We start from the raw sequence: 20363 nt of genomic DNA, 5'->3' as shown, positions 1-20363 counted from the left end.
ATACCGGGACGGGTTAGTGTCCTGATCCGGTCTGCCCGGATCACTCGAACTCCATGATGACATCGTCGACCGCCAGGCTGTCGCCCGCGCTGGCGTTGATCTTGGACACGACGCCCTTGCGTTCGGCACGCAGGATGTTTTCCATCTTCATCGCCTCGACCGTGCAGAGCGCCTGCCCCTCCTGAACCTCGTCGCCCTCGGCCACGTCGATTTTCACCACCAGACCCGGCATCGGGCACAGCAGCATCTTGGAGGTGTCCGGCGGCACCTTGACGGGCATCTTGCGGGCCATTTCGGCCTGGATCGGGGTGCGCACGTGCACTTTCAGGTCCGCGCCGCGGGTACGGATGCGGAAACCGCCCGAAATCTTGCCGACCTTCAGCACCAGCGGCGCGTCTTCGACCGTCATTTCCGCCAGCGGCATGCCGGGCGTCCACGCCCCCGAGACGCGCAGTGTCGCGCCGTCGTCGAAGGTCACGCTCGCGCCGGTCTGATCGGCGTCGATCTTCACGTCAAAGCTGTGGCCCTGCAGCGTCACGTTCCAGTCGCTGCCGACCTTGCGTTCGTGGTTGTCCATACGGCCCGACACCCGCGCGCGGCGGATTTCGCCGACGCGGTGCATCGCCGCCGTGGCCGCCGCGATGCGGCGCAGCTCGGACTCGGGCAGTTCGACACCGTCGAACCCGTCGGGATACTGTTCCTCGATGAAGGCGGTTGTCATGGTCCCGTCGATGAAGATCGGGTGATCCATCACCGCGCTGAGGAACGGCAGGTTGTGGCCGATCCCTTCAACCTCGAAACTGTCGAGCGCGACGCGCATCCGCTCGATCGCCTCGGCGCGCGTGGGCGCCCATGTGCAGAGCTTGGCGATCATCGGATCGTAGTACATCGAGATCTCGCCGCCCTCGTAGACGCCGGTATCGTTGCGCACGGCCATGTCCGCGCTCGGCGCGTCGCCCTGCCATGTGCCCTTCTCCAGCAGCGGGCCTGCGGCCTGTTCCTGCGGCGGGCGGTAGCGGGTCAGACGGCCGATGGACGGCAGGAAACCGCGATAGGGATCTTCGGCATAGAGACGGTTTTCGATGGCCCAGCCGGTCAGTTTCACATCGTCCTGCGTGATCGTCAGCTTCTCGCCGTTCGCCACGCGGATCATCTGCTCGACCAGATCGACACCGGTGATCAGCTCGGTCACGGGGTGTTCCACCTGCAAGCGGGTGTTCATCTCGAGGAAATAGAAGTTCTTGTCGCCGTCGACGATGAATTCCACCGTGCCCGCGCTGGTGTATCCCACGGCCTGCGCGAGGGCGACGGCCTGTTCGCCCATGGCCTTGCGCGTCGCTTCGTCGAGGAAGGGCGACGGGGCCTCTTCCACGACTTTCTGGTTGCGGCGCTGGATCGAGCATTCACGCTCGCCCAGATAGATGCCGTTGCCATGCGCGTCACAGAGCACCTGGATTTCGATGTGGCGCGGCTGGGTCACGAATTTCTCGATAAAGATACGGTCGTCGCCGAAGCTGTTGGCGGCTTCGTTCTTGGACGACTGGAAGCCCTCGCGCGCTTCGGCGTCGTTCCACGCGATGCGCATCCCCTTGCCGCCGCCGCCGGCAGAGGCCTTGAGCATCACCGGATACCCGATCTCCTTGGAGATTTTTACCGCCTCGTCGGCATCGGAAATCAGGCCCATGTAGCCCGGCACGGTGCTGACACCGGCGTCCTGTGCGATCTTCTTGGACGTGATCTTGTCGCCCATCTTTTCGATGGCCCCTTTGGGCGGTCCTACAAAGGCGACACCGGCGGCGTCCAGCGCATCGGCGAAATTGGCGTTCTCCGACAGGAAGCCATAGCCGGGGTGAACGGCCTGCGCGCCGGAGGATTTGACCGCCTCCATCACCTTGTCGATGACGATGTAGGACTGGTTCGCGGGGGGCGGGCCGATGTGCACCGCCTCGTCCGCCATCTGGACGTGCAACGCGGAACGATCCGCGTCGGAATAGATCGCAACAGTCTGGATGCCCATCTTGCGCGCGGTCTTGATGACCCGACACGCGATTTCGCCGCGGTTGGCGATCAGGATCTTGTTGAACATGGCGATGTCCCTTTTGGTAATTGAAAACGGAAAAAGCCCCCGGCCCGGCAGATGCGGGACGATGGCTTTGAAGCGGCCTTGGCCGCGCTGGTCAGACGGGGGGTGTCAGCGACACTTGCCCGGGTTGAGTTCGCTATAAAGGTTGTTGCGGGCCGCAGCGACGGTGACAAGGCTGCCCTGGGCGATGGCCGCGCCGCTGGTGTCGATCGCGCCACGCACGGCCCCTGCCGCCCCTGCGCCGACGACCAAAAAAAGACGGGCAGCAGGGAAAAGGGACAGGCCTGCCACCCGTCCGAGGAAGGGGTATGGTCATGAGGCGATGAGCGCACCGGGGTTTGGGCCGGGCGTGTCGCACCTGTCACCCTGACCGCGCGACGGCCCGCTGGGAAGCCCGGAATGGGCCCTGCCGGAACCTCGGCCAGAGTTTGCTTATGGCGGGAAGTGCTGCGCAACATTCTGCCGATCAATCCTTGAACACGTCAGGGAAGGAGGCGCGCGCGACCCGTGCGTCGATGACAAGCATCGCTTCGTAATCGGCGGGATCGAAGGGGTCGGTCGCAGGGATCACCTCGCGCTCGAAGAGCCACGACAGCCGGCCCGCGTCGAGGTTGCCGCGCTCGAACGGCTCTTCGCCGAAATGCTCCCACAGGGCCTTCATGAAGGCCTCGTCCGCGCGGCGGTCGGGCGCACGGCGGTCGGAGCGGCGTTCGCGACGCGTCAGCGCTGTCGCCCCCTTGGGATTGGCGCGGCGGAGGGTGAACTGGAAATCGGTACCCGGCAGACGGCCGGGGAAGCCGCGGTGTTTGAGCATGTAATCTAGTGCCATGCCGTGCCCCCCGCGACAGGGGCATTCAGGACGGGCGCAATCGCCCGCCCTGAAGTCGCATTATTTGTACTTGCCGGTGTAGACGGGTTCCTGGCTGATCGGTTCTGGATCAACCACGACGAATTCTTCGACCTGCTGCTCTTTCGCACAAGCAGCGACTGCGGCGACAAGGCCGAGGGCTGCGAGTAGTTTGATGCTCTTGGACATCTGTTTCTCCTGTCTCGTGTTACACGGGACTGACGCTTGGCACGTCCGATTGTTCCCGTTTTCTGGTTCGGCGACACGCAGGTGTCGCCACCGCGCATCATACCGCAGACCGGGCGGTGTGGATATGTGGACAAAATCGTAACGGCATTCTGTGACGCCAAAGCCGCAAAAATCTGTCCACATGAGTATCGAGCCGCAAGATATTGTGTAGCCATCAGAAATCATCCCACATACAGGTTCCGTCCACAGGGCGGAAAGCCTCGAAAACCTGGGTCGCATCCGGGTCGGGCACGGCGAATTCGGTGACCCGGTCCATCATGGAGATGATGATCCGGTCGCCCTCGAGCTGGAAGTCGGAGATGTAGGGCAGTGCCAGCGTTTCACACAGAAACAGCATGTCCGCGCCGGTCACCTCGTAATCCACACCATCGGGCGATGCGCCGATCATCGGCGCCAGAAAGCGGAACCGCAGATAGGTGGTGCCGGGATGTTCGTCCACCAGCACCTCGTGCAGCGTCACGGACTGCCCCGACGGGACATCCGCCGCCCAGAGTGGCGTGGCGACAAAGGCGAGAAGAAGAGCGATGCGGCTCATGGGGCTGCGGCCTCCTCGGTGCGGAATTCGGCCGGCGAGACGATCTCGATCAGTTCCATGTCGTCGGAATGGCGCAGCTCTCGGTGGCGAATGCCGGGCGGTTGCAGCACGCAGGATCCCGCGCGCAGGATATGTTCGCCCTCGCCCTCGTATTCGAAGACGACCCAGCCCTTGGTGACATAGACCATCTGGAAAGCCAGATCGTGCGTGTGCCATGTGCCGGGGCTTTCCGCGCCGGGTACGGCGCGGATGACATGTGCGCCGAACGCGCCGTCCGTGGCCGTGTCGATGCCCAGCTGCCGATATTCGAAAAACGGCCGCAGGCCTGCGCCCTCGAACTGGCCCGCGTCGGCGTGGCTGATGGTAAAGCCGGGGGTCTTGAACAGGCTCATCCCCGGCCTCCGCGCGTCAGTGGTTGCGCAAGGCCTCGATCAGCGCGTCCTTGTCCATCTCCGAGCGTCCGTCGATGTCCAGTTCCTGCGCGCGCTCGTAGAGCTCGTCCTTGGTCCACTCCTCGTAGGGCGGTTGCTTGCCGCCCTTCTTGCCCGGCTCCTGGCTGTCGCTGGCCTGCGCATTCGCGATGCGCGCGGCCTTTTCCTTGGATGCGCCATCCTCGCGCAGCGCTTCGTAGGTATCCTCGTCCTTGATCGAGTTCGAATGTTGCTTGGCCATGATTGTCTCCTTTGTCACAGAACAGCCCGGCGGGCCGGGAAGTTCCCGGCACGCGGCCCCGGACGGGGCAAGGGCAATTCGTGATCTGGGCAGTCAGGCACATCTGGTCTGGCTCACAGCGGAATGTTGTCGTGCTTTTTCCAGGGGCGTGTCACCTTCTTGTTGCGCAGGCTGGCAAAGGCGCGGGCGATGCGCTTGCGCGTGGTGTGCGGCTGGATCACCTCGTCGATGAAGCCCCGTTCGGCGGCGACGAAGGGGTTGGCGAACCGCGCCTCGTAATCCGCCGTGTGCTTGGCAAGCTTTTCGGGGTTCTTGAGGTCGGACCGGTGGATGATCTCGGTCGCGCCCTTGGCGCCCATCACGGCAATCTCGGACGTGGGCCAGGCATAGTTGAAATCCGACGCCAGATGTTTGGACGCCATGACCACATAGGCGCCGCCGTAGGCCTTGCGCGTGATCACGGTGACCGTCGGCACGGTTGCCTCGCCGTAGGCATAGAGCAGTTTCGCCCCGTGCTTGATGACGCCGCCGTACTCCTGCGAGGTGCCGGGCAGGAAGCCGGGCACATCCACAAGGGTCAGGATCGGGATTTCGAACGCATCGCAGAAGCGGACAAAGCGCGCGGCCTTGCGGGCGCTGTCGATGTCCAGCACGCCGGCCAGCACCATCGGCTGGTTGGCGACCACACCCACGGTCCGCCCCTCGATCCGGATGAAGCCGGTGATGATATTCTTGGCGAACTCTTCCTGGATCTCGTAGAAATCACCCTCGTCGGCAAGCTTGAGGATCAGCTCTTTCATGTCGTAGGGGGTGTTCGCATTCTCGGGCACCAGCGTGTCGAGCGATGGCTCGATCCGCTCGGGGTCGTCGAAGAAAGGACGCACGGGTGGTTTCGACTGGTTGTTCGACGGCAGGAAATCCACCAGACGGCGCACTTCGGCCAGCGCTTCGACATCGTTTTCGAAGGCGGCATCGGCGACGGAGGATTTGCGCGTGTGCGTGCTGGCCCCGCCCAACTCCTCGGCGGTGACCTGTTCGTTGGTCACGGTCTTGACCACGTCAGGGCCGGTCACGAACATGTAGGAGCTGTCTTTGACCATGAAGATGAAATCGGTCATCGCGGGCGAATAGACCGCCCCGCCCGCGCAGGGCCCCATGATGACGGAAATCTGCGGCACCACGCCCGACGCCTCGATGTTGCGCTGGAAGACCTCGCCGTAGCCCGCAAGGCTGTCGACGCCCTCCTGGATGCGCGCGCCGCCCGAGTCGTTGATACCGATGATCGGCGCGCCGTTCTGGACGGCCATGTCCATGATCTTGCAGATCTTGCGCGCGTGGGTTTCGGACACCGACCCGCCCAGAACCGTGAAATCCTGACTGAACACATAGACGAGGCGGCCGTTGATCGTGCCCCAGCCGGTGACGACGCCGTCGCCTGCGGGCTTTTGCGCGTCCATGCCGAAATCCGTGCAGCGGTGGGTCACGAACATGTCGAATTCTTCGAAAGATCCCTCGTCGAGCAGAAGCTGCACCCGCTCGCGTGCGGTCAGCTTGCCGCGACCGTGCTGCGCGTCTATGCGCGCCTGTCCGCCGCCCAGCCGCGCGGTTTCGCGGCGATCGTCGAGCTGTTGCAGGATATCTTTCATGACAGGGCTCCTCCCAAAGGACTTTGAGGTGTTGTATCGGAGCGGCACGACGAGACAAAGGCCGATTTAGCAAATTTGCAAATTGTTTTCACGGCCCGCGCAGCAAATTGCAAAACACGAAAAAAGCAAATCGCGTTATTAATAATCCTCGCGAAACATGGACAACCTGAACTGATCGGTCTACTTCTCGTTCATGAACAAGATCCGTGATGATCTGCCCCCTGTCCAATTTGGCAACCGCAGGTCCCCGCCCCACATTCTTACCCTGATCCTGCTGGCTGGCATGTCCGCCTGCGTGATGAACATGTTCCTGCCCAGCCTGCCCAAGATGGCGGACCATTTCGGCACGGACTACAGCGTCATGCAGCTGTCCGTGGCGGTCTATCTGGCCGTGTCGGGCGTCTTGCAGATCTTTGTGGGGCCGCTGTCGGACAAATTCGGTCGCCGGCCCGTCATTCTGCTGGGGCTGGTGATTTTCTTGATCGCGACCGTGGGATGTATCTTTGCCCCGACCATCGAGGTCTTCCTGTTCTTCCGCATGTTGCAAGCCGCGATCGCCACGGCGATGGTGCTCAGCCGTGCGGCGGTGCGCGATATGTACAGCCAGGACGTGGCCGCATCGATGATCGGCTATGTCACGATGGGCATGGCTGTCGTGCCGATGATCAGCCCCGCACTGGGCGGCATTCTGGATGAATGGTTCGGCTGGGAGGCGGTCTTCTGGGCGCTGTTTGTCGCCGGTGCGCTGACGCTGGTTCTGGCATGGTTCGACATGGGCGAGACGGCGATCCGCTCGGGCAAGACGCTGACACAGCAGTTCGGCGAATACCCCGAACTTCTGCGCAGCCCGCGGTTCTGGGGCTACGCGATGGCCGCCGGATTTTCGTCGGGGGCGTTTTTCGCCTATCTGGGCGGTGCGCCCTTCGTCGGCAAAGAGGTCTTCGGCATGTCGCCCTCGACGCTCGGCTTTTTCTTCGGTGCGCCGGCGGTGGGGTATTTTCTGGGCAACTTCATTACCGCGCGCTTCTCGGTGCGGTTCGGGATCAACGCGATGGTGTTCTGGGGCTGTATCGCCAATGCGGTCGGCAGCACGATTTCGCTGCTGATCTTCATGGCAGGCTACGGATCGCCCTTCAGCTTCTTCGGGATGATGACGCTGGTCGGTCTGGGCAACGGTCTGTGCATTCCCAATGCGACGGCGGGGATGTTGTCGGTGCGCCCGCATCTTGCGGGCACGGCATCGGGGCTTGGCGGCGCGCTCATGATCGGCGGCGGTGCCGGGCTGAGCGCGCTGGCGGGCGCGCTGCTGACGCCGCAATCGGGGGCCTTCCCGCTGTTGTGGATCATGCTGATCACCGCCATCCTCGGCTTCCTGTCGATCGCGATGGTCGTGCGCCGCGAACGCGCGCTGATGCTGGCCGGAAAGCCCGCCGAGTAGCGCTTGCCGCCCGACCTTTGCAAAGATACTTTGCGGTATCTGCTAATCTGCAAAGGGCCGCGCAATGGCGACACAGAAACTCTACGCCGGTGCGAAGCTGCGGGAACAGCGGCTGAAGCTGGGGCAGACCCAGAAACTCTTTGCCGAGCGGCTGGGCGTGTCCCTGCCCTATCTCAACCAGATGGAGAACAATAACCGGCCCGTGTCCACAACGGTGGTGCTGGCGCTGGCGCGCGAATTCGGCATGGATGTGACAGAGCTGTCGGCGGGTGACGGCGAGCGGCTGGTGTCGGACATGCAGGAGCTTCTGGCCGATCCGCTGTTCGAGGGCGATATGCCCCCGGTGGCGGATATACGGCTTGCGGCCTCCAATGCGCCGTCGCTCGCGCGGGCCTTCATCAAGCTGCACCAGAGTTACCGGCAGGCGCACGAACGGCTGGCCTCGCTCGACGAGGCGCTGGGGCGCGAAGACGCCCGCGCGACCCCTTCGCCCTGGGAAGAGGTGCGCGATTTCTTCCACTATTGCGACAACTACATCGATGCCGTTGACCGCGCGGCGGAACGTTTCGCCACCCGTGACGCCGGTCCGATCCGCGCGCGGGCGATCGACGCGCTCGCCGAGGCGGGGGTCTCGGTGTCGTTCACCGATATGGATTCGCTGCGGCTTTTCGATCCCGAAACCCAGGTGTTGCACATCTCTTCGAGGGCCACGTCGCAGACGCAGACCTTCCAGATCCTGCTTCAGGTCGCGCTGCGGCGTCAGGACCCTCTGCTGGAGGCGACGCTGGATCTGGCGCGGTTCCATTCCCCTGCCGCGCGGCAGATCGCCAAGATGGGGCTGGCGAATTACTTTGCCGGTGCGGCGCTGCTGCCCTACGGCGCGTTTCTGGCGCAGGCGCAGTCCTACCGCCACGATCTGGAGGCGTTGTCGCAGCATTTCGGCGCGTCGATCGAACAGATCGCGCACCGCCTGTCGACGCTGCAACGCCCCGGCGCGAAGGGGCTGCCGTTCTTTTTCGTGCGCGTGGATCAGGCAGGGACGATCACCAAGCGCCATTCGGCCACGCGGTTGCAGTTCGCACGCTTTGGCGGCGCCTGCCCGTTGTGGAACGTACACCGCGCGTTCGAGACACCCGGCAGTTTCCTGCGGCAGCTGGCCGAAACGCCCGACGGCGTGCGCTATATCTCGATCGCGCGCGATATCTCCAAATCACCCGGGCGTTTCGGCGCGCCGGTCCGGCGCTTCGCGATTGCGCTGGGGTGCGAGGTGAAACATGCCTCGGCGCTGGTCTATGCCGATGGGCTGGACCTCAGCCGCGACACCGCCTTCGAACCTATCGGGATCTCGTGCCGCATCTGCACGCGCAAATCCTGCCACCAGCGCGCGGTTCCCCCCCTGGAACGGCATCTGGTGGTGGACCCTGACCGGCGCGATATCCTGCCCTACCGTGTGGATTGAGCCCTGCGAGGCAGAGGGCGCACAGCCCTCGACGAGCCTGCGCCGCTATCGCCGCGCCGCGCGCCAGCCCGCCGCCTGTGCTGCACCTTCCGAGCAGAACCAGCGTTCGCCGCGGCTGCGGCTGATCCGCGTGGCGTCATAGTATTTCTGGCCCGGACGATGATAGATCCGCTCGCCGGAGCGGCCGATATTGCCCTTGATCACGCAGTCCTGCGGCTGCGCCGCCTGCCGTTGCTGCCCCTGTCGCTGTTCCGCGCGATAGGCGTTGGGCCGCTGCACGCGGCTGGCATGCAGGCCCTTCTTGCGGTCCTCCGCCACGCGCTCGAGGGCGGCATAGTCGCGCCCGTATTCCACATAGGCAAAGGCCAGCCCCTCGCGCACGAGCCACGCGCCCACATCCTCGCCCGACACGGCACAGCGCGCGACGGTGCGGCCGTAGCGGTCCGTGTCCAGCTTGGTACAATCCGCGCGCAGGCCGTCCAGCCGGTCGGCGACGACCTTGGTGACCCATCCGCCACAGGCCCATTCGGTCCCCTGCGGCGTCTCGCAGGTCTGCGCCGCTTCGGGCGCATCCACAGCATGCAGCCTGATCCGCGTGCCGCCAACGTCGAGCGTATCGCCGTCGATCACGCGCACGGGCCCCGTGATTCGGCCCTCGACGGTGACCGCCATCGCCCCTGCCGCAAGCACGAGCAACGCAGCCATGCCCAGGAGCACCGCCCGCCCCGATCTGCGCTTCTGTTGAAAACGAACAACCGCCATGGTTGCACCATGGCACGGGAATGCGTCGCGAATTAAGGAGAAAAGCGGAAAAGGTTAAAATTTCGTTAACCAATTCCGCTTTTTCTGCCCGGGACGGGGTCAGCGCTGCGCGGTTTTCCAGTCCGGATGGATCCACGGCGTATCATTCGACGGCGCCAGCGGGTCGCGGCCCAGCACATGGTCGGCAACCTTCTCGCCCACCATGATCGACGGCGCGTTGAGATTGCCGTTGGTGATGCGCGGAAAGACCGAGCTGTCCGCCACGCGCAGCCCGTCCACGCCGATCACCTTCCCCGTTGCGTCCACCACGGCATCGGGGTCGTCGCGGCGGCCCATCTTGCAGGTCCCGCAGGGGTGATACGCGCTCTCTGCGTGCTCGCGCACGAAATCGTCGATCTCGTCGTCGCTCTGGACCGACGCGCCGGGCTGGATCTCATGTTTGACGTAGGGCTTGAAAGCGTCCTGTGCAAATATCTCGCGTGTCAGCCGCACGCAGCGGCGCCATTCCTGCCAGTCCTCCTCGTGGGACATGTAGTTGAACAGGATCTTCGGCGCGGCGTCCGGATCGCCCGAGGTCAGCGATACCCGCCCGCGCGATTTGCTGCGCATCGGCCCGACATGGGCCTGGAAGCCATGCCCTTCGGCGGCGGCCTGCCCGTCATAGCGCACCGCCATCGGCAGGAAATGGTACTGGATGTCAGGATAGGGAATCCCTTCTTTCGAGCGGATGAAGGCGGCGCTTTCGAACTGGTTCGAGGCCCCCATCCCTTTCTTGAAGAACAGCCACTGCGCCCCGATCACGGCCTTGGAAAAGACGTTCCAGTGCTTGTAGAGCGTGATCGGCTGGCTCGACGCCACCTGCATGTAGACTTCGAGGTGGTCCTGAAGATTGCCGCCCACACCGGGGCGGTCGGCGATCACGTCGATGCCGTGCTCGGCAAGATGCGCGGCAGGGCCGATGCCCGACAGCATCAGGATCTTGGGCGAATTGATGGAGGACGCGGCCACGATCACCTCGCGGCGGGCACGGATCACCTCGGTCCGGCCTCCGCGCTTTACCTCGACACCGGTGGCGCGCCCGTCCTCGACCACCACTTTCTGCGCCAATGCGCGGGTCAGCTTGACGTTCGCGCGCTTCAGCGCGGGCCGCAGATAGGCATTGGCCGCCGACCAGCGCCGCCCGTTCCAGACGGTCTGCTCCATCGGGCCAAAGCCTTCCTGCTTTTCGCCGTTGTAGTCGTCGGTCGCCTCATAGCCGGCCTGCTTGCCCGCCTCGACGAAGGCCTCGAACAGCGGGTTCACGCGCGGGCCGCGGCTGACGTGCAAGGGGCCGTCGGTGCCGCGCCACGCGGGATCGCCGCCGTGCCCGCCGTCGTGCCAGTTCTCCATCCGGCGGAAGTAGGGCAGCACGTCCGCGTATCCCCAGCCGTCGGCGCCCTGATCGCGCCAGTGGTCGAAATCCATGGCGTGGCCGCGCACGTAGACCATGCCGTTGATCGACGAGGATCCGCCGATCACCTTGCCGCGCGGGACGACCAGCCGCCGCCCGCCGAGGTTGGGCTCGGGCTCCGAGTTATAGCCCCAGTCGTAGCGCTTCATGTTCATCGGATAGCTCAGCGCGGCGGGCATCTGGATGAAGGGCCCCGCATCCGACCCGCCGTGTTCGATCACCAGCACATCCTTGCCCGCCTCGCCCAGCCGGTAGGCCATCGCACATCCGGCGCTGCCCGCACCGATGATTACATAATCCGCTTCCATCTTTTCTCTCCACATCGTCGTCAATCCACGAAGGCTCACAGCCGCCCCCTCGCGATCCGGCGTTGGCCGGTTCGGTCCTTGGGGCGTCACGAGATCGCATCCATTTTCGGTAAGGTGTGTTCGCGCGTGCTGCGCGCCCTGACACCTCGCGGCGGGCCGGTCCGGACGTTCGGCCCGGCGGGCCCTCAAACTTTCCGGGGGGAACGCCGGCCACGGACGCCAGAAATGGCGTGCGCGGCCAGCGCCCGATCAGATCACGCCCCGGTCAGAAGGGCGCCTCTACATCCCCCATGCGCACGTAGACAGATTTCAACTGGCTGTAGTGCTCGATCGCGGCCTTCGAGTTCTCACGCCCCACGCCCGAGGCTTTCACCCCGCCAAAAGGCGCCTCGACCGGCGCGTCGTTATAGGTGTTGATGTAGCAGGTTCCGGCTTCGAACCCCGCGGCGATACGGTGCGCGCGGGTCAGATCGTTGGTGAATACACCCGCCGCCAGACCGTATTCCGTGTCATTGGCGCGGGCCAGCACCTCGGCTTCGTCCTCGAAATCCAGCACCGCCATGACGGGGCCGAAGATCTCCTCGCGCGCGATGGTCATGTCGTCGGTCACGTCGGCAAAAATGGTGGGCTGCATGTAGAACCCGTCGCGGTCGATCCGGCGACCGCCGTAGACCAGACGCGCACCTTCGGCCTCGCCCTTGGCGACGTAGTCGAGCGCGATGTTCATCTGCCGCTCCGACACCATCGGGCCGAAGTTCGTGTCGGGATCCATCGGATCGCCGATGACCGCCGTGTCCAGACGTTCGGCCAGACGGCTGAGGAATTTCTCCTTGATGTCCTTGTGCACGAACACCCGTGTCCCGTTCGAGCAGACCTGACCGGAGCTGTAGAAGTTGCCGTTGATCGCACCGGAAATGGCGTTTTCGATATCGGCATCCTCGAACACGATCATCGGGGATTTGCCGCCCAGTTCCATGGTGACGTGCTTCATGCCCTCGGCGGCGGCGGCATAGACCTTGCGGCCCGTGGGCACCGACCCTGTCAGCGACACCTTGTCCACGCGCGGATCGGTGACCAGCGATGCGCCGACCTCGCCCAGACCCTGAATGACGTTGTAAAGCCCCTTGGGCAGGCCCGCCTCGACAAGGATTTCCGCCACCTTGAGCGCGCAGAGCGGGGTCGTTTCGGAGGGTTTGAACACCACCGAATTGCCGCAGGCGAGCGCCGGAGCACCTTTCCAGCAGGCAATCTGCGTGGGGTAGTTCCACGCGCCGATGCCGACGCAGACACCCAGCGGTTCGCGGCGTGTATAGACCCAATCCTCGCCCAGCGGGATGTGCTCTCCGGTCAGCGATCCGGCAAGACCGCCGAAATATTCCAGCGCATCCGCACCGCTGGTCGCATCGGCCACGGAGGTTTCCTGATAGGGTTTGCCCGTATCGTAGGTTTCCAGAATGCTCAGGTCATGGTTGCGCTCGCGCATGATGTCTGCGGCGCGGCGCAGGATGCGGCCGCGTTCGGTGCCGGTCATCTTCGCCCATTCGGCCTGCGCGCGGCGCGCCGCATCCAGCGCGCGATCGACGATTTCGGGGGTCGCGGCGTAAACGGTCGCGATCCGCTCTCCGGTCGCGGGATAGATCACCTCGATCGGGGTTCCGTTGGTGTCCTCGACATAGGCACCGTCGATGAAATGGCTCGCTTGGGGTTGGGTCTGCATGTCGTTCTCTTTCTGCGGTTGCGCACCGCCCGGCCTGTCCGGGCGGTGCATCTGGTTTCAAATTGAAGGGTTCAGTTCAGCGGCGACGCCTGCCCGTCGAGCTTTTTCAACGAGTGGTTGCGTCCGAAGAACATGTAGGCAAGCGCCAGAAGGTAGATCACGATCACGACCGTGCCGACCCACTGGATCTGGAGCCACTGGCTCTGGAACAGGAGCGTCAGCACGAAGAGGCCAATGGCGTTGCCAAAGACGTAGCGCACCGTGCCGAAGCGTTCGCTGGTCAGGTTCAGGTTGTCGGTATACAGGCGGATCAGGCTGTCGAAGCTGTTGATCACGAACACGATGCCGACGATGGTCATCGCCCAGTTCGGGAAGCCGGCCGTACCGATGCCGTTCAGGTGGTAGTAGTACAGAACCGTGAACCACAGCGCGAGCGGGATCGACGGGAACACCAGAAGCGACGCCAGCAACTGCCATGTCTTCAGGCCGCTGACAAACCGGCTGACGAACTGGCCGATCATGATCGACCACGCAAACCACCAGAACAGGTAGAATTCGTGGTATTCGGTCAGGGGGACGACGAACTTGTGGATATTGGCGAAGTAGCCGCCGATTTCGCTGCCCGTGGCCGCGAACTCACCGAAGGTCATGCCGGCATTGATCCACATATAGGCGATCAGAACGCCGAACAGCACGGTCGAACTGACGGACAGCACGCGAACGAACTTGATATCCGTGGAGCTGAAGGCCGCGATCAGGATGACGAGGAAGCAGATCAGGTAGAAGACCGGCAGGATCGTCTCGCCGTCGCCGACTTCGGCGATGTAATAGGGCATGTAGATCAGGAACAGCGCGCCGGTGAAGGCACAGGTCGTGATGATGACGATGTTGTTGAGGATCTTCACCGCGGGGATTTCAAAGAACCGCGTGCGGGGTTCGATCGCGCAGAAATAGAACGTCGTCAGGAAGTAGAACGCCCAGATCAGGAAGCCCCAGAAACCGAACTCGAGCGCCAGCGGGTTGGTGAAACCATAGGCGGGTTCGGCGGCCGTGTCGGCGTAGAGCGGATAGTCGAAGGCCAGCGGAAACATGATCAGCCCCACATCGAGGCCCGAGGTGAACAGGATCGCGATGAACACGAAAAGCGATTGCGGCTGGGTGCCTGTCAGTTCGAGGTTCCAGTACCGGATCGTGGCGAAGATCACGAGCGCGAAGGCAAGGATCACCCCGAATGAGATGATGGAGGTTAGCATGTTGTTGTCCCTATCGATTGGTTCGAGTGCTGTTTCGCATCAGGTGCCCCGCACTCTTGGGCAGTCGCAAGCTTATCATTCCCCTCTGGGAAAGCGCTTGTTTTCTTCCAGAACGTTCAGGTCCATGTGATTTCGCATGTATGCTTCGGAGGCATCGCGCAGCGGCTGGTAGTCCCACGGGTAATAGCCCCCCTTGCGCAGCGCTTCGTAGACGATCCAGCGACGGGCCTGGCTTTTGCGCACATCCGCGTCGAAGGCATCGAGATCCCAGCGCGCCTCCGATTTCGCGCGCAGCGTCCGCAGGGTGCCCGCGTGCTCGGGGCTTTGGGCGAGGTTGATCAACTCGTGCGGATCGGCGTCGAGATCGAACAGCTGATCGGGATCCAGCGCGCAGCGTGTGTATTTCCATTTGCCGTAGCGCAGCGTGACCAGCGGCGCATAGGATGCCTCGGCTGCGTATTCCATCGCGACGGGTTCCATGCGCTCGCCGCCCTGCCCCAGCGGCACGAGGCTCTGGCCCGTGGTCCACGGCATGATCTCGGACATGTCGACGCCGGCGAGGTCGCACAGCGTCGGGCAGACGTCGATGTTGCTGACCGGCGTGGTGTTCAGCCCCGGCGCCATCTGCGGCGCCGCGATCATCATCGGCACCCGTGACGATCCCTCGAACGGGCTCATCTTGAACCACAGTCCCCGCTCGCCCAGCATGTCCCCGTGATCCGACACGAAGAGGATGATCGCTTCTTGCCGGGTGTCTTCCAGCGTCTGGAGGATCTCGCCGATCTTGTCGTCGAGATAGCTGATGTTGGCGAAATAGGCGCGGCGCGAGCGGCGGATGTCTTCTTCGGAGATGTCGAATTCGCGCCAGTTGTTCGCGTCGAAGATGCGCTGCGAATGCGGGTCGTGGTCGTCGTAGTCCATCGCCGGCACCTGTGGCAGAAGATGCTCGCAGTCCTCGTAGAAGTCCCAGTACTTGCGGCGCGCGACATAGGGATCGTGCGGATGCGTGAAGCTGGCCGTCAGGCACCACGGACGCGGATCCAGACCGCGCGACAGATCGTAGATCTTGCGCGTCGCCTCGAAGGCGACGGCGTCGTCGTATTCCATCTGGTTGGTGATCTCGGCCACGCCGGCACCGGTGACGCTGCCCATGTTGTGATACCACCAGTCGATCCGCTCGCCCGGCTTGCGGTAGTCCGGGGTCCAGCCGAAATCGGCCGGATAGATGTCGGTGGTCAGGCGTTCTTCGAAGCCGTGCAGCTGGTCGGGGCCGACGAAGTGCATCTTGCCCGACAGGCAGGTCTGATAGCCCGCGCGGCGCAGGTGGTGGGCAAAGGTCGGCACGGATGACGGGAATTCGGCGGCGTTGTCGTAGACACCCGTGGCCGACGGCAACTGCCCGGACATGAAGGCCGCGCGCCCCGGCGCACAGAGCGGCGAGGCGGTATAGGCGTTGCGAAACCGCGTGGAGCGCGCCGCGAGCTTCTTGAGGTTGGGCGCGTGGAGCCAGTCGGCGGGGCCGTCTGGAAACAGCGTGCCGTTCAACTGGTCGACCATCAGGATCAAGATGTTTGGCTGGCTCATACGTCCCTCTTCAGTAGCAGGTTGAGCGCGCCCAGCGCGGTGTCGAGCGCGGTCGCACTCGATCCTTCGTCGGACAGCGCGGCGCGCAGGTACAACCCGTCGATCAGCGCGGCGAGCGCTTCGGCATGGGCTTCGGGTGTCGGGCTGATGGGCCGCAGCGCGTGGGTCAGGTTCGACCGCAGCCGCGACTGGTAGAGCGTCAGCAGGCGTTTCGTCTGCGGATTGGTACGCGCGCCCGCGTAAAGCGTCATCCACGCGCTGACGACACCGGGGGCAAATCCGGTCTTGGCAAAGCTGGCTTTCAGGATCGCCTCGGCGCGTTCGCGCGGCGTGGTGGCACGGGCCAGTGCCTGACGCACCTCAGCCCCGTATTCGGTCAGGATATGGCGCATCGCGGCGAGGAATATCTGATCCTTGCCGCCGAAATAGTGGTGGGCAAGCGCCGTCGACATGCCCGCCGTCTTGGCGATCTGGCCCACTGTCACGTCAAGAGACTGCGCACGGCCCAGTTCTTCGATCGTGGCGCGCACCAGAGAGGCGCGGCGCATAGGTTCCATCCCGACTTTCGGCATACGAATCGTTCCCCCTATTGCGTGACGCTAGGGGTGCCAGCCTTTGACTGATCCGTCAATCAATAAAAAATCAGGTCTTCGGCGCGTGGCTCAGCGGGGTGATCTGGCGCTTCATCATCGCCTCGCGCCAGGTGATGAAGGTGACCGATCCCAAAATGACCGCACCACCGATAATGACCCAGATATCAATAGGTTCGGAGAACCATATCGCGCCCAGCGCCGTCGCCCAGACAAGTTGCAGAAAGGTGACCGGTTGTGTCACCGTCAGGGGTGCCACCGAAAACGCCAGCGTCATGGTGTAGTGTCCGGCGGTGGCGAAACAGGCAACACCGAAGAGGAACATAAGCTCCCGCGGGGTGGGCGTGATCCAGTCGGCGATGGCAAAGGGGAACAGGCCGATGGTCACGAAAACCGACAGCATGGCCACGACGACAGTGGGCTTGACCTCGTCCGCCAGAACCTTGGCAACCAGATAGCTGCCCGCAAAGACCACCGCCGCAACGAGCATGCCGATATGGCCGGGGCTGACTTCGCGAAATCCCGGCCGCAGGATGATGACGGCCCCAAGAAGGCCCATCACGACCGCCACGATACGCCGCCCGGCCAGACGTTCGCCCAGAAACAAAGCGGCCCCCACGGTCACATAGATCGGCGCGAGGTAGTTCATCGCGGTCACCTCGGCGATGGAAATGCGCACCATGGCGTAGAACCACAGGATCACCCCGCCCGCGTGGCAAAAGCCGCGCAATCCGAACAATCCCCATTGCCTTTTGGTCAGATGCGCCTCGCGCAGGGCCCGGATCGAGGGCAGCAGGAACACAAGACCCATGGCATAGCGGATGAACGCCGCTTCGCCCGGCGGAATCCGCGGGCCCATCGTTTTGACCAATGCGGTGACCATAACGAAACAGATGCCGGTAACGAGCATCCAGAAAACGCCGAGAACCGGACGTTGGGGGATTTTGGAAGCCATGACCGGACTTGACCCCATGTCCGAAGGACTGGCAAGGGCCGTCGCGAAATAATTGCCTAATGAAGGATCAGCGACAGCGCGATCCCCCACATCGTGAGCGCGATCACGGCATCCAGAACGCGCCAGCTGGCCGGGCGCGCGAAGAGCGGCTGCAACAGCCGTGCGCCGTAGCCCAGGGCGAAGAAAAACACGAAACTGGCGGCCACCGCCCCGATGCCGAAGGCCAGCCGGTCGGGGTACTGTGCCGAGATCGAGCCGATCAGCACCACAGTGTCCAGATAGACGTGCGGGTTGAGCCACGTCAGCGCCAGCAGCGTCAGAAGCGTCCGGCCCAGCACGGCGCCCCCACGCCCGCCCGCATCGAGGACCGCCCCCCCGCGCCACGCGCTCTGCGCGTTGCGCCAGCCGTAGACCAGCAGGAACGCCGCCCCCCCGTAGCGCATCACCGTCTCGAACCACGGCAGCTGCGTGGCCAGCGCGCCGAAACCCGCAACGCCGGCAGAGATCAGCAACGCATCCGACAGCGCACAGGTCAGGCAGACCCAGAACACATGCTCACGGCGCAATCCCTGCCGCAGCACAAAGGCGTTCTGCGCCCCGATGGCGAGGATCAGCGACAGGCTGAGCAGGAAACCGGGTACGAGCGAGGCGAGCATGCAGGACTGTCCTGTTCAGGCGGGTGTCGCGCGTGGATAGCGCCGGGAACGGCACTTGTACACGCGCGACTGCGCGGGGCAGCGTTCGCGAAACGCTCACAAATTGTTCACGCCAATGCGTTTTGCGCGTGTGTGGGTGCTTGGGTTAGCTTTCTTCAAGGCCGGACGACCCCGAAAGTTACAGAAATAACAGACCGATATCCGAAAGTTCACATTGATGTGAAAATTTAGGCGGATCTCATATGAAACTGATCGCCCCCCACTGGCGTATCTCATTGCAAGCACCTATCTGATGCGCAGATATGAAGGATACGAGACAGATGTTCGACACAACAAAGAAGCTGGAAATCAGCCCCGATGATGTCGCGTTGATTGAGCGCGCCCTCGAGACACAATCGAAAATCCTGCGGGTCGAAGCCTCTGCCGGAGGCCGCGATGCGACGGACCGACTGAACGAAGTGAAACGGGTGCTGGCCACGGTATCGGCACAGCGCGACCGCGACACGGGCAGCCGCCGCGCCAGTGGTGGGTCGTGGACCGGATTCCTGCGGATGATGGGCCAGACGACCTGACGCGAAACACCTCTGCCGGCCTTCTGGTCAGACCGTTGAAACCGCCCCTCTCGGGGCGGTTTTTTCGTTTGAACTCTGACCGGGCTTTACCCATCGTGACCGCAAAGCCATCAGGGGAAATCCATGTCCGACCGCACCTCCGCCCTCGCCGCCATTGCCGACTATGCCACCGACCGGTTTGAACAGGACCTGTCCGAACTGGTTGCGATCCCGAGCGAAAGCCAGAACCCCGAGGCCGCGCCCGCCCTCATGCGCTATCTGACAGAGGCGATGACACCGCGCTTTGCCGCCGCAGGGTTCGAGACGCAGATCCACGACAATCCGGACCCGCGCGGCGGGCCGTTCCTCGTGGCGCGCCGCGTAGAAAATGCCGACGCGCCCACGGTCCTGGTCTACGGCCACGGCGATACGGTTCTGGGAATGCAGGGACGGTGGGCGCAGGGGCGCAATCCCTTTCGGCTGACGCGGGACGGTGACAGGCTCTACGGGCGCGGCAGCGCGGACAACAAGGTGCAACATCTGATCAACCTCGCCGCGATGGAGGCGGTGATCTCCACGCGCGGCAGGCTGGGGTTCAACGCGACGTTCCTCATCGAGATGTCCGAGGAAACCGGATCACCCGGTCTGGCGGAATTCGCCGCCTCCCATCGCGACGCGCTTGCGGCGGATGTGCTGATCGCCTCCGACGGACCGCGGCTGCAACCGGATGTGCCGACTGTCTTTCTGGGTGCGCGCGGGGCGCGCAACTTTGACCTGCGTGTCGATCTGCGCGAGGGCGCGCATCATTCGGGCAACTGGGGCGGTCTGCTGGCGGATCCCGCGATCATTCTGGCGCAGGCGATTTCGTGCATCACCGATGCCCGCGGGCAGATCGCCATCGCCGACTGGCGCCCTGACAGCCTGACGGACGCGGTGCGCGCGCTCTTGCGCGACTTGCCTGTCACCGGGCCGGACGGCCCGACAGTGGACGAAGATTGGGGCGAAGCATCGCTCAGCCCGGCCGAGCGCGCCTACGGCTGGAACAGCTTTGCGGTTCTGGCGATGACCAGCGGCACACCGGAGGCACCGGTGAACGCGATCTCGGGCAGCGCCCGCGCGACCTGCCAGTTGCGCTTTGTCGTTGGAACGGACCCGGATCGCATCGTGCCCGCGCTGCGCGCCCATCTCGACGCGCATGGATTCGAAGCGGTGGAGATCGTTCCGGACGAGAAAGGCGCGTTTCAGGCCACCCGCCACGCGCCGGACCATCCGTGGGTCGCGCGCGTCATCGATTCGATAACCGACACTTCCGGCAAGGCGCCCCATGTGCTGCCGAATCTCGCGGGCTCGCTGCCGAACGAGGTTTTCAGCGAGATCCTGGGCCTGCCCACGGTCTGGGTGCCGCATTCCTACAGGGGATGTTCGCAGCACGCGCCGGACGAACATGTTCTGGCCCCGCTCTGCGCCGACGCGCTGCAGGTGATGACGGGCCTGTGGTGGGATATCGGCGCCAAAGACGCCTGAGCGGGCCGCCGGCCCTCTCGTCGGGCTCGATATCGCTGCGCCGCGCGCGCCCGGTGCGTTGCCCCGGCGCGCGCCGCCTGCCCT

Annotated in this window: 19 protein-coding genes; 4 read left to right on the top strand and 15 right to left on the bottom strand. The window is 64.0% G+C overall.

Annotated features, from left to right (window positions below):
* Window positions 1–40 precede the first annotated feature (40 nt).
* The 7 genes from ABMC89_RS00450 to ABMC89_RS00420 all read right to left on the bottom strand — a co-directional run bounded on the left by ABMC89_RS00450 (window position 41) and on the right by ABMC89_RS00420 (window position 6032).
* A complete protein-coding gene (locus tag ABMC89_RS00450) occupies window positions 41–2086 on the bottom strand; it encodes an acetyl-CoA carboxylase biotin carboxylase subunit (protein WP_349564080.1) in 2046 nt (681 codons plus the stop codon).
* Between the two features lie 463 nt (window positions 2087–2549).
* A complete protein-coding gene (locus tag ABMC89_RS00445; RefSeq protein WP_349568476.1) occupies window positions 2550–2897 on the bottom strand; it encodes a hypothetical protein in 348 nt (115 codons plus the stop codon).
* Between the two features lie 75 nt (window positions 2898–2972).
* The gene (locus tag ABMC89_RS00440) at window positions 2973–3119 is read right to left on the bottom strand and encodes a hypothetical protein (protein WP_349564078.1); all 147 of its coding nucleotides are present in this window, start codon (window positions 3117–3119) and stop codon (window positions 2973–2975) included.
* Window positions 3120–3333: 214 nt separating this feature from the next.
* Window positions 3334–3714: a DUF6497 family protein gene (locus ABMC89_RS00435; protein ID WP_349564076.1), complete on the bottom strand. Its 381-nt coding sequence runs from the start codon at window positions 3712–3714 to the stop codon at window positions 3334–3336.
* Window positions 3711–4106 (bottom strand): cupin domain-containing protein, encoded by a 396-nt coding sequence (locus ABMC89_RS00430; protein ID WP_349564074.1) that lies wholly within the window; start codon window positions 4104–4106, stop codon window positions 3711–3713. Before ABMC89_RS00430 ends, ABMC89_RS00435 begins: the two co-directional genes overlap by 4 nt.
* Window positions 4107–4122: 16 nt before the next feature.
* Window positions 4123–4386: a DUF7218 family protein gene (locus tag ABMC89_RS00425; protein WP_349564072.1), complete on the bottom strand. Its 264-nt coding sequence runs from the start codon at window positions 4384–4386 to the stop codon at window positions 4123–4125.
* A 113-nt stretch (window positions 4387–4499) separates the two neighbouring features.
* Complete coding sequence (locus ABMC89_RS00420) at window positions 4500–6032, bottom strand: acyl-CoA carboxylase subunit beta (protein WP_349564070.1); 1533 nt, start codon at window positions 6030–6032, stop codon at window positions 4500–4502.
* A 193-nt stretch (window positions 6033–6225) separates the two neighbouring features.
* Between ABMC89_RS00420 and ABMC89_RS00415 the strand changes: the two genes are divergently transcribed.
* Window positions 6226–7470: a multidrug effflux MFS transporter gene (locus tag ABMC89_RS00415; RefSeq protein WP_349564068.1), complete on the top strand. Its 1245-nt coding sequence runs from the start codon at window positions 6226–6228 to the stop codon at window positions 7468–7470.
* Window positions 7471–7534: 64 nt separating this feature from the next.
* On the top strand, window positions 7535–8929 hold the full coding sequence (locus tag ABMC89_RS00410) for a helix-turn-helix domain-containing protein (protein WP_349564066.1): 1395 nt from the start codon (window positions 7535–7537) through the stop codon (window positions 8927–8929).
* A gap of 45 nt (window positions 8930–8974) precedes the next feature.
* Here ABMC89_RS00410 and ABMC89_RS00405 read toward each other — a convergent pair whose 3' ends face one another.
* The 8 genes from ABMC89_RS00405 to ABMC89_RS00370 form a co-directional block, all read right to left on the bottom strand.
* Window positions 8975–9634, bottom strand: coding sequence for a thermonuclease family protein (locus ABMC89_RS00405; RefSeq protein ID WP_349564064.1), 660 nt, complete (start codon window positions 9632–9634; stop codon window positions 8975–8977).
* 156 nt (window positions 9635–9790) lie between these two features.
* Window positions 9791–11449: a choline dehydrogenase gene (betA, locus tag ABMC89_RS00400; RefSeq protein ID WP_349564062.1), complete on the bottom strand. Its 1659-nt coding sequence runs from the start codon at window positions 11447–11449 to the stop codon at window positions 9791–9793.
* A gap of 265 nt (window positions 11450–11714) precedes the next feature.
* Entirely contained in the window at window positions 11715–13166 is a 1452-nt protein-coding gene (betB, locus tag ABMC89_RS00395; protein WP_349564060.1) for a betaine-aldehyde dehydrogenase, read from the bottom strand.
* 71 nt (window positions 13167–13237) lie between these two features.
* Entirely contained in the window at window positions 13238–14419 is a 1182-nt protein-coding gene (locus ABMC89_RS00390) for a BCCT family transporter (RefSeq protein ID WP_349564058.1), read from the bottom strand.
* 75 nt (window positions 14420–14494) lie between these two features.
* On the bottom strand, window positions 14495–16003 hold the full coding sequence (gene betC / locus ABMC89_RS00385) for a choline-sulfatase (RefSeq protein WP_349564056.1): 1509 nt from the start codon (window positions 16001–16003) through the stop codon (window positions 14495–14497).
* Window positions 16000–16575, bottom strand: a complete 576-nt coding sequence (gene betI / locus ABMC89_RS00380) for a choline-binding transcriptional repressor BetI (protein WP_349564054.1) — start codon at window positions 16573–16575, stop codon at window positions 16000–16002. The genes betC and betI overlap by 4 nt, the downstream gene beginning before the upstream one ends.
* A gap of 70 nt (window positions 16576–16645) precedes the next feature.
* Window positions 16646–17548, bottom strand: a complete 903-nt coding sequence (locus ABMC89_RS00375) for a DMT family transporter (RefSeq protein ID WP_349564052.1) — start codon at window positions 17546–17548, stop codon at window positions 16646–16648.
* A 56-nt stretch (window positions 17549–17604) separates the two neighbouring features.
* The gene (locus ABMC89_RS00370; RefSeq protein WP_349564050.1) at window positions 17605–18204 is read right to left on the bottom strand and encodes a LysE/ArgO family amino acid transporter; all 600 of its coding nucleotides are present in this window, start codon (window positions 18202–18204) and stop codon (window positions 17605–17607) included.
* A 320-nt stretch (window positions 18205–18524) separates the two neighbouring features.
* Here ABMC89_RS00370 and ABMC89_RS00365 point away from each other — a divergent pair, with 320 nt between their 5' ends.
* Both ABMC89_RS00365 and ABMC89_RS00360 read left to right on the top strand, forming a co-directional pair.
* Window positions 18525–18776, top strand: coding sequence for a hypothetical protein (locus tag ABMC89_RS00365; RefSeq protein ID WP_349564048.1), 252 nt, complete (start codon window positions 18525–18527; stop codon window positions 18774–18776).
* A 123-nt stretch (window positions 18777–18899) separates the two neighbouring features.
* Window positions 18900–20279: a M20 family metallopeptidase gene (locus ABMC89_RS00360; protein ID WP_349564046.1), complete on the top strand. Its 1380-nt coding sequence runs from the start codon at window positions 18900–18902 to the stop codon at window positions 20277–20279.
* Window positions 20280–20363: the final 84 nt, after the last annotated feature.

This window comes from Sulfitobacter sp. HNIBRBA3233 (assembly GCF_040149665.1).
In the GTDB taxonomy this organism is placed as follows: domain Bacteria; phylum Pseudomonadota; class Alphaproteobacteria; order Rhodobacterales; family Rhodobacteraceae; genus Sulfitobacter; species Sulfitobacter marinivivus.
Note: the sequence above shows the minus strand (reverse complement) of the source record. Positions and strands in the feature narration are given on the sequence as shown.

Bases quoted from the DNA above. Each gene is read 5' to 3' on its own strand.
- ABMC89_RS00445 (WP_349568476.1), bottom strand. From the start codon at position 2,897: ATGCTCAAACACCGCGGCTTCCCCGGCCGTCTGCCGGGTACCGATTTC.
- ABMC89_RS00425 (WP_349564072.1), bottom strand. From the start codon at position 4,386: ATGGCCAAGCAACATTCGAACTCGATCAAGGACGAGGATACCTACGAA.
- betC (WP_349564056.1), bottom strand. From the start codon at position 16,003: ATGAGCCAGCCAAACATCTTGATCCTGATGGTCGACCAGTTGAACGGC.
- ABMC89_RS00440 (WP_349564078.1), bottom strand. From the start codon at position 3,119: ATGTCCAAGAGCATCAAACTACTCGCAGCCCTCGGCCTTGTCGCCGCA.
- ABMC89_RS00430 (WP_349564074.1), bottom strand. From the start codon at position 4,106: ATGAGCCTGTTCAAGACCCCCGGCTTTACCATCAGCCACGCCGACGCG.
- betA (WP_349564062.1), bottom strand. From the start codon at position 11,449: ATGGAAGCGGATTATGTAATCATCGGTGCGGGCAGCGCCGGATGTGCG.
- ABMC89_RS00375 (WP_349564052.1), bottom strand. From the start codon at position 17,548: ATGGCTTCCAAAATCCCCCAACGTCCGGTTCTCGGCGTTTTCTGGATG.
- ABMC89_RS00390 (WP_349564058.1), bottom strand. From the start codon at position 14,419: ATGCTAACCTCCATCATCTCATTCGGGGTGATCCTTGCCTTCGCGCTC.
- ABMC89_RS00410 (WP_349564066.1), top strand. From the start codon at position 7,535: ATGGCGACACAGAAACTCTACGCCGGTGCGAAGCTGCGGGAACAGCGG.
- ABMC89_RS00405 (WP_349564064.1), bottom strand. From the start codon at position 9,634: ATGGCTGCGTTGCTCGTGCTTGCGGCAGGGGCGATGGCGGTCACCGTC.
- ABMC89_RS00450 (WP_349564080.1), bottom strand. From the start codon at position 2,086: ATGTTCAACAAGATCCTGATCGCCAACCGCGGCGAAATCGCGTGTCGG.
- ABMC89_RS00435 (WP_349564076.1), bottom strand. From the start codon at position 3,714: ATGAGCCGCATCGCTCTTCTTCTCGCCTTTGTCGCCACGCCACTCTGG.
- ABMC89_RS00365 (WP_349564048.1), top strand. From the start codon at position 18,525: ATGTTCGACACAACAAAGAAGCTGGAAATCAGCCCCGATGATGTCGCG.
- betB (WP_349564060.1), bottom strand. From the start codon at position 13,166: ATGCAGACCCAACCCCAAGCGAGCCATTTCATCGACGGTGCCTATGTC.
- ABMC89_RS00360 (WP_349564046.1), top strand. From the start codon at position 18,900: ATGTCCGACCGCACCTCCGCCCTCGCCGCCATTGCCGACTATGCCACC.
- betI (WP_349564054.1), bottom strand. From the start codon at position 16,575: ATGCCGAAAGTCGGGATGGAACCTATGCGCCGCGCCTCTCTGGTGCGC.
- ABMC89_RS00420 (WP_349564070.1), bottom strand. From the start codon at position 6,032: ATGAAAGATATCCTGCAACAGCTCGACGATCGCCGCGAAACCGCGCGG.
- ABMC89_RS00415 (WP_349564068.1), top strand. From the start codon at position 6,226: ATGAACAAGATCCGTGATGATCTGCCCCCTGTCCAATTTGGCAACCGC.
- ABMC89_RS00370 (WP_349564050.1), bottom strand. From the start codon at position 18,204: ATGCTCGCCTCGCTCGTACCCGGTTTCCTGCTCAGCCTGTCGCTGATC.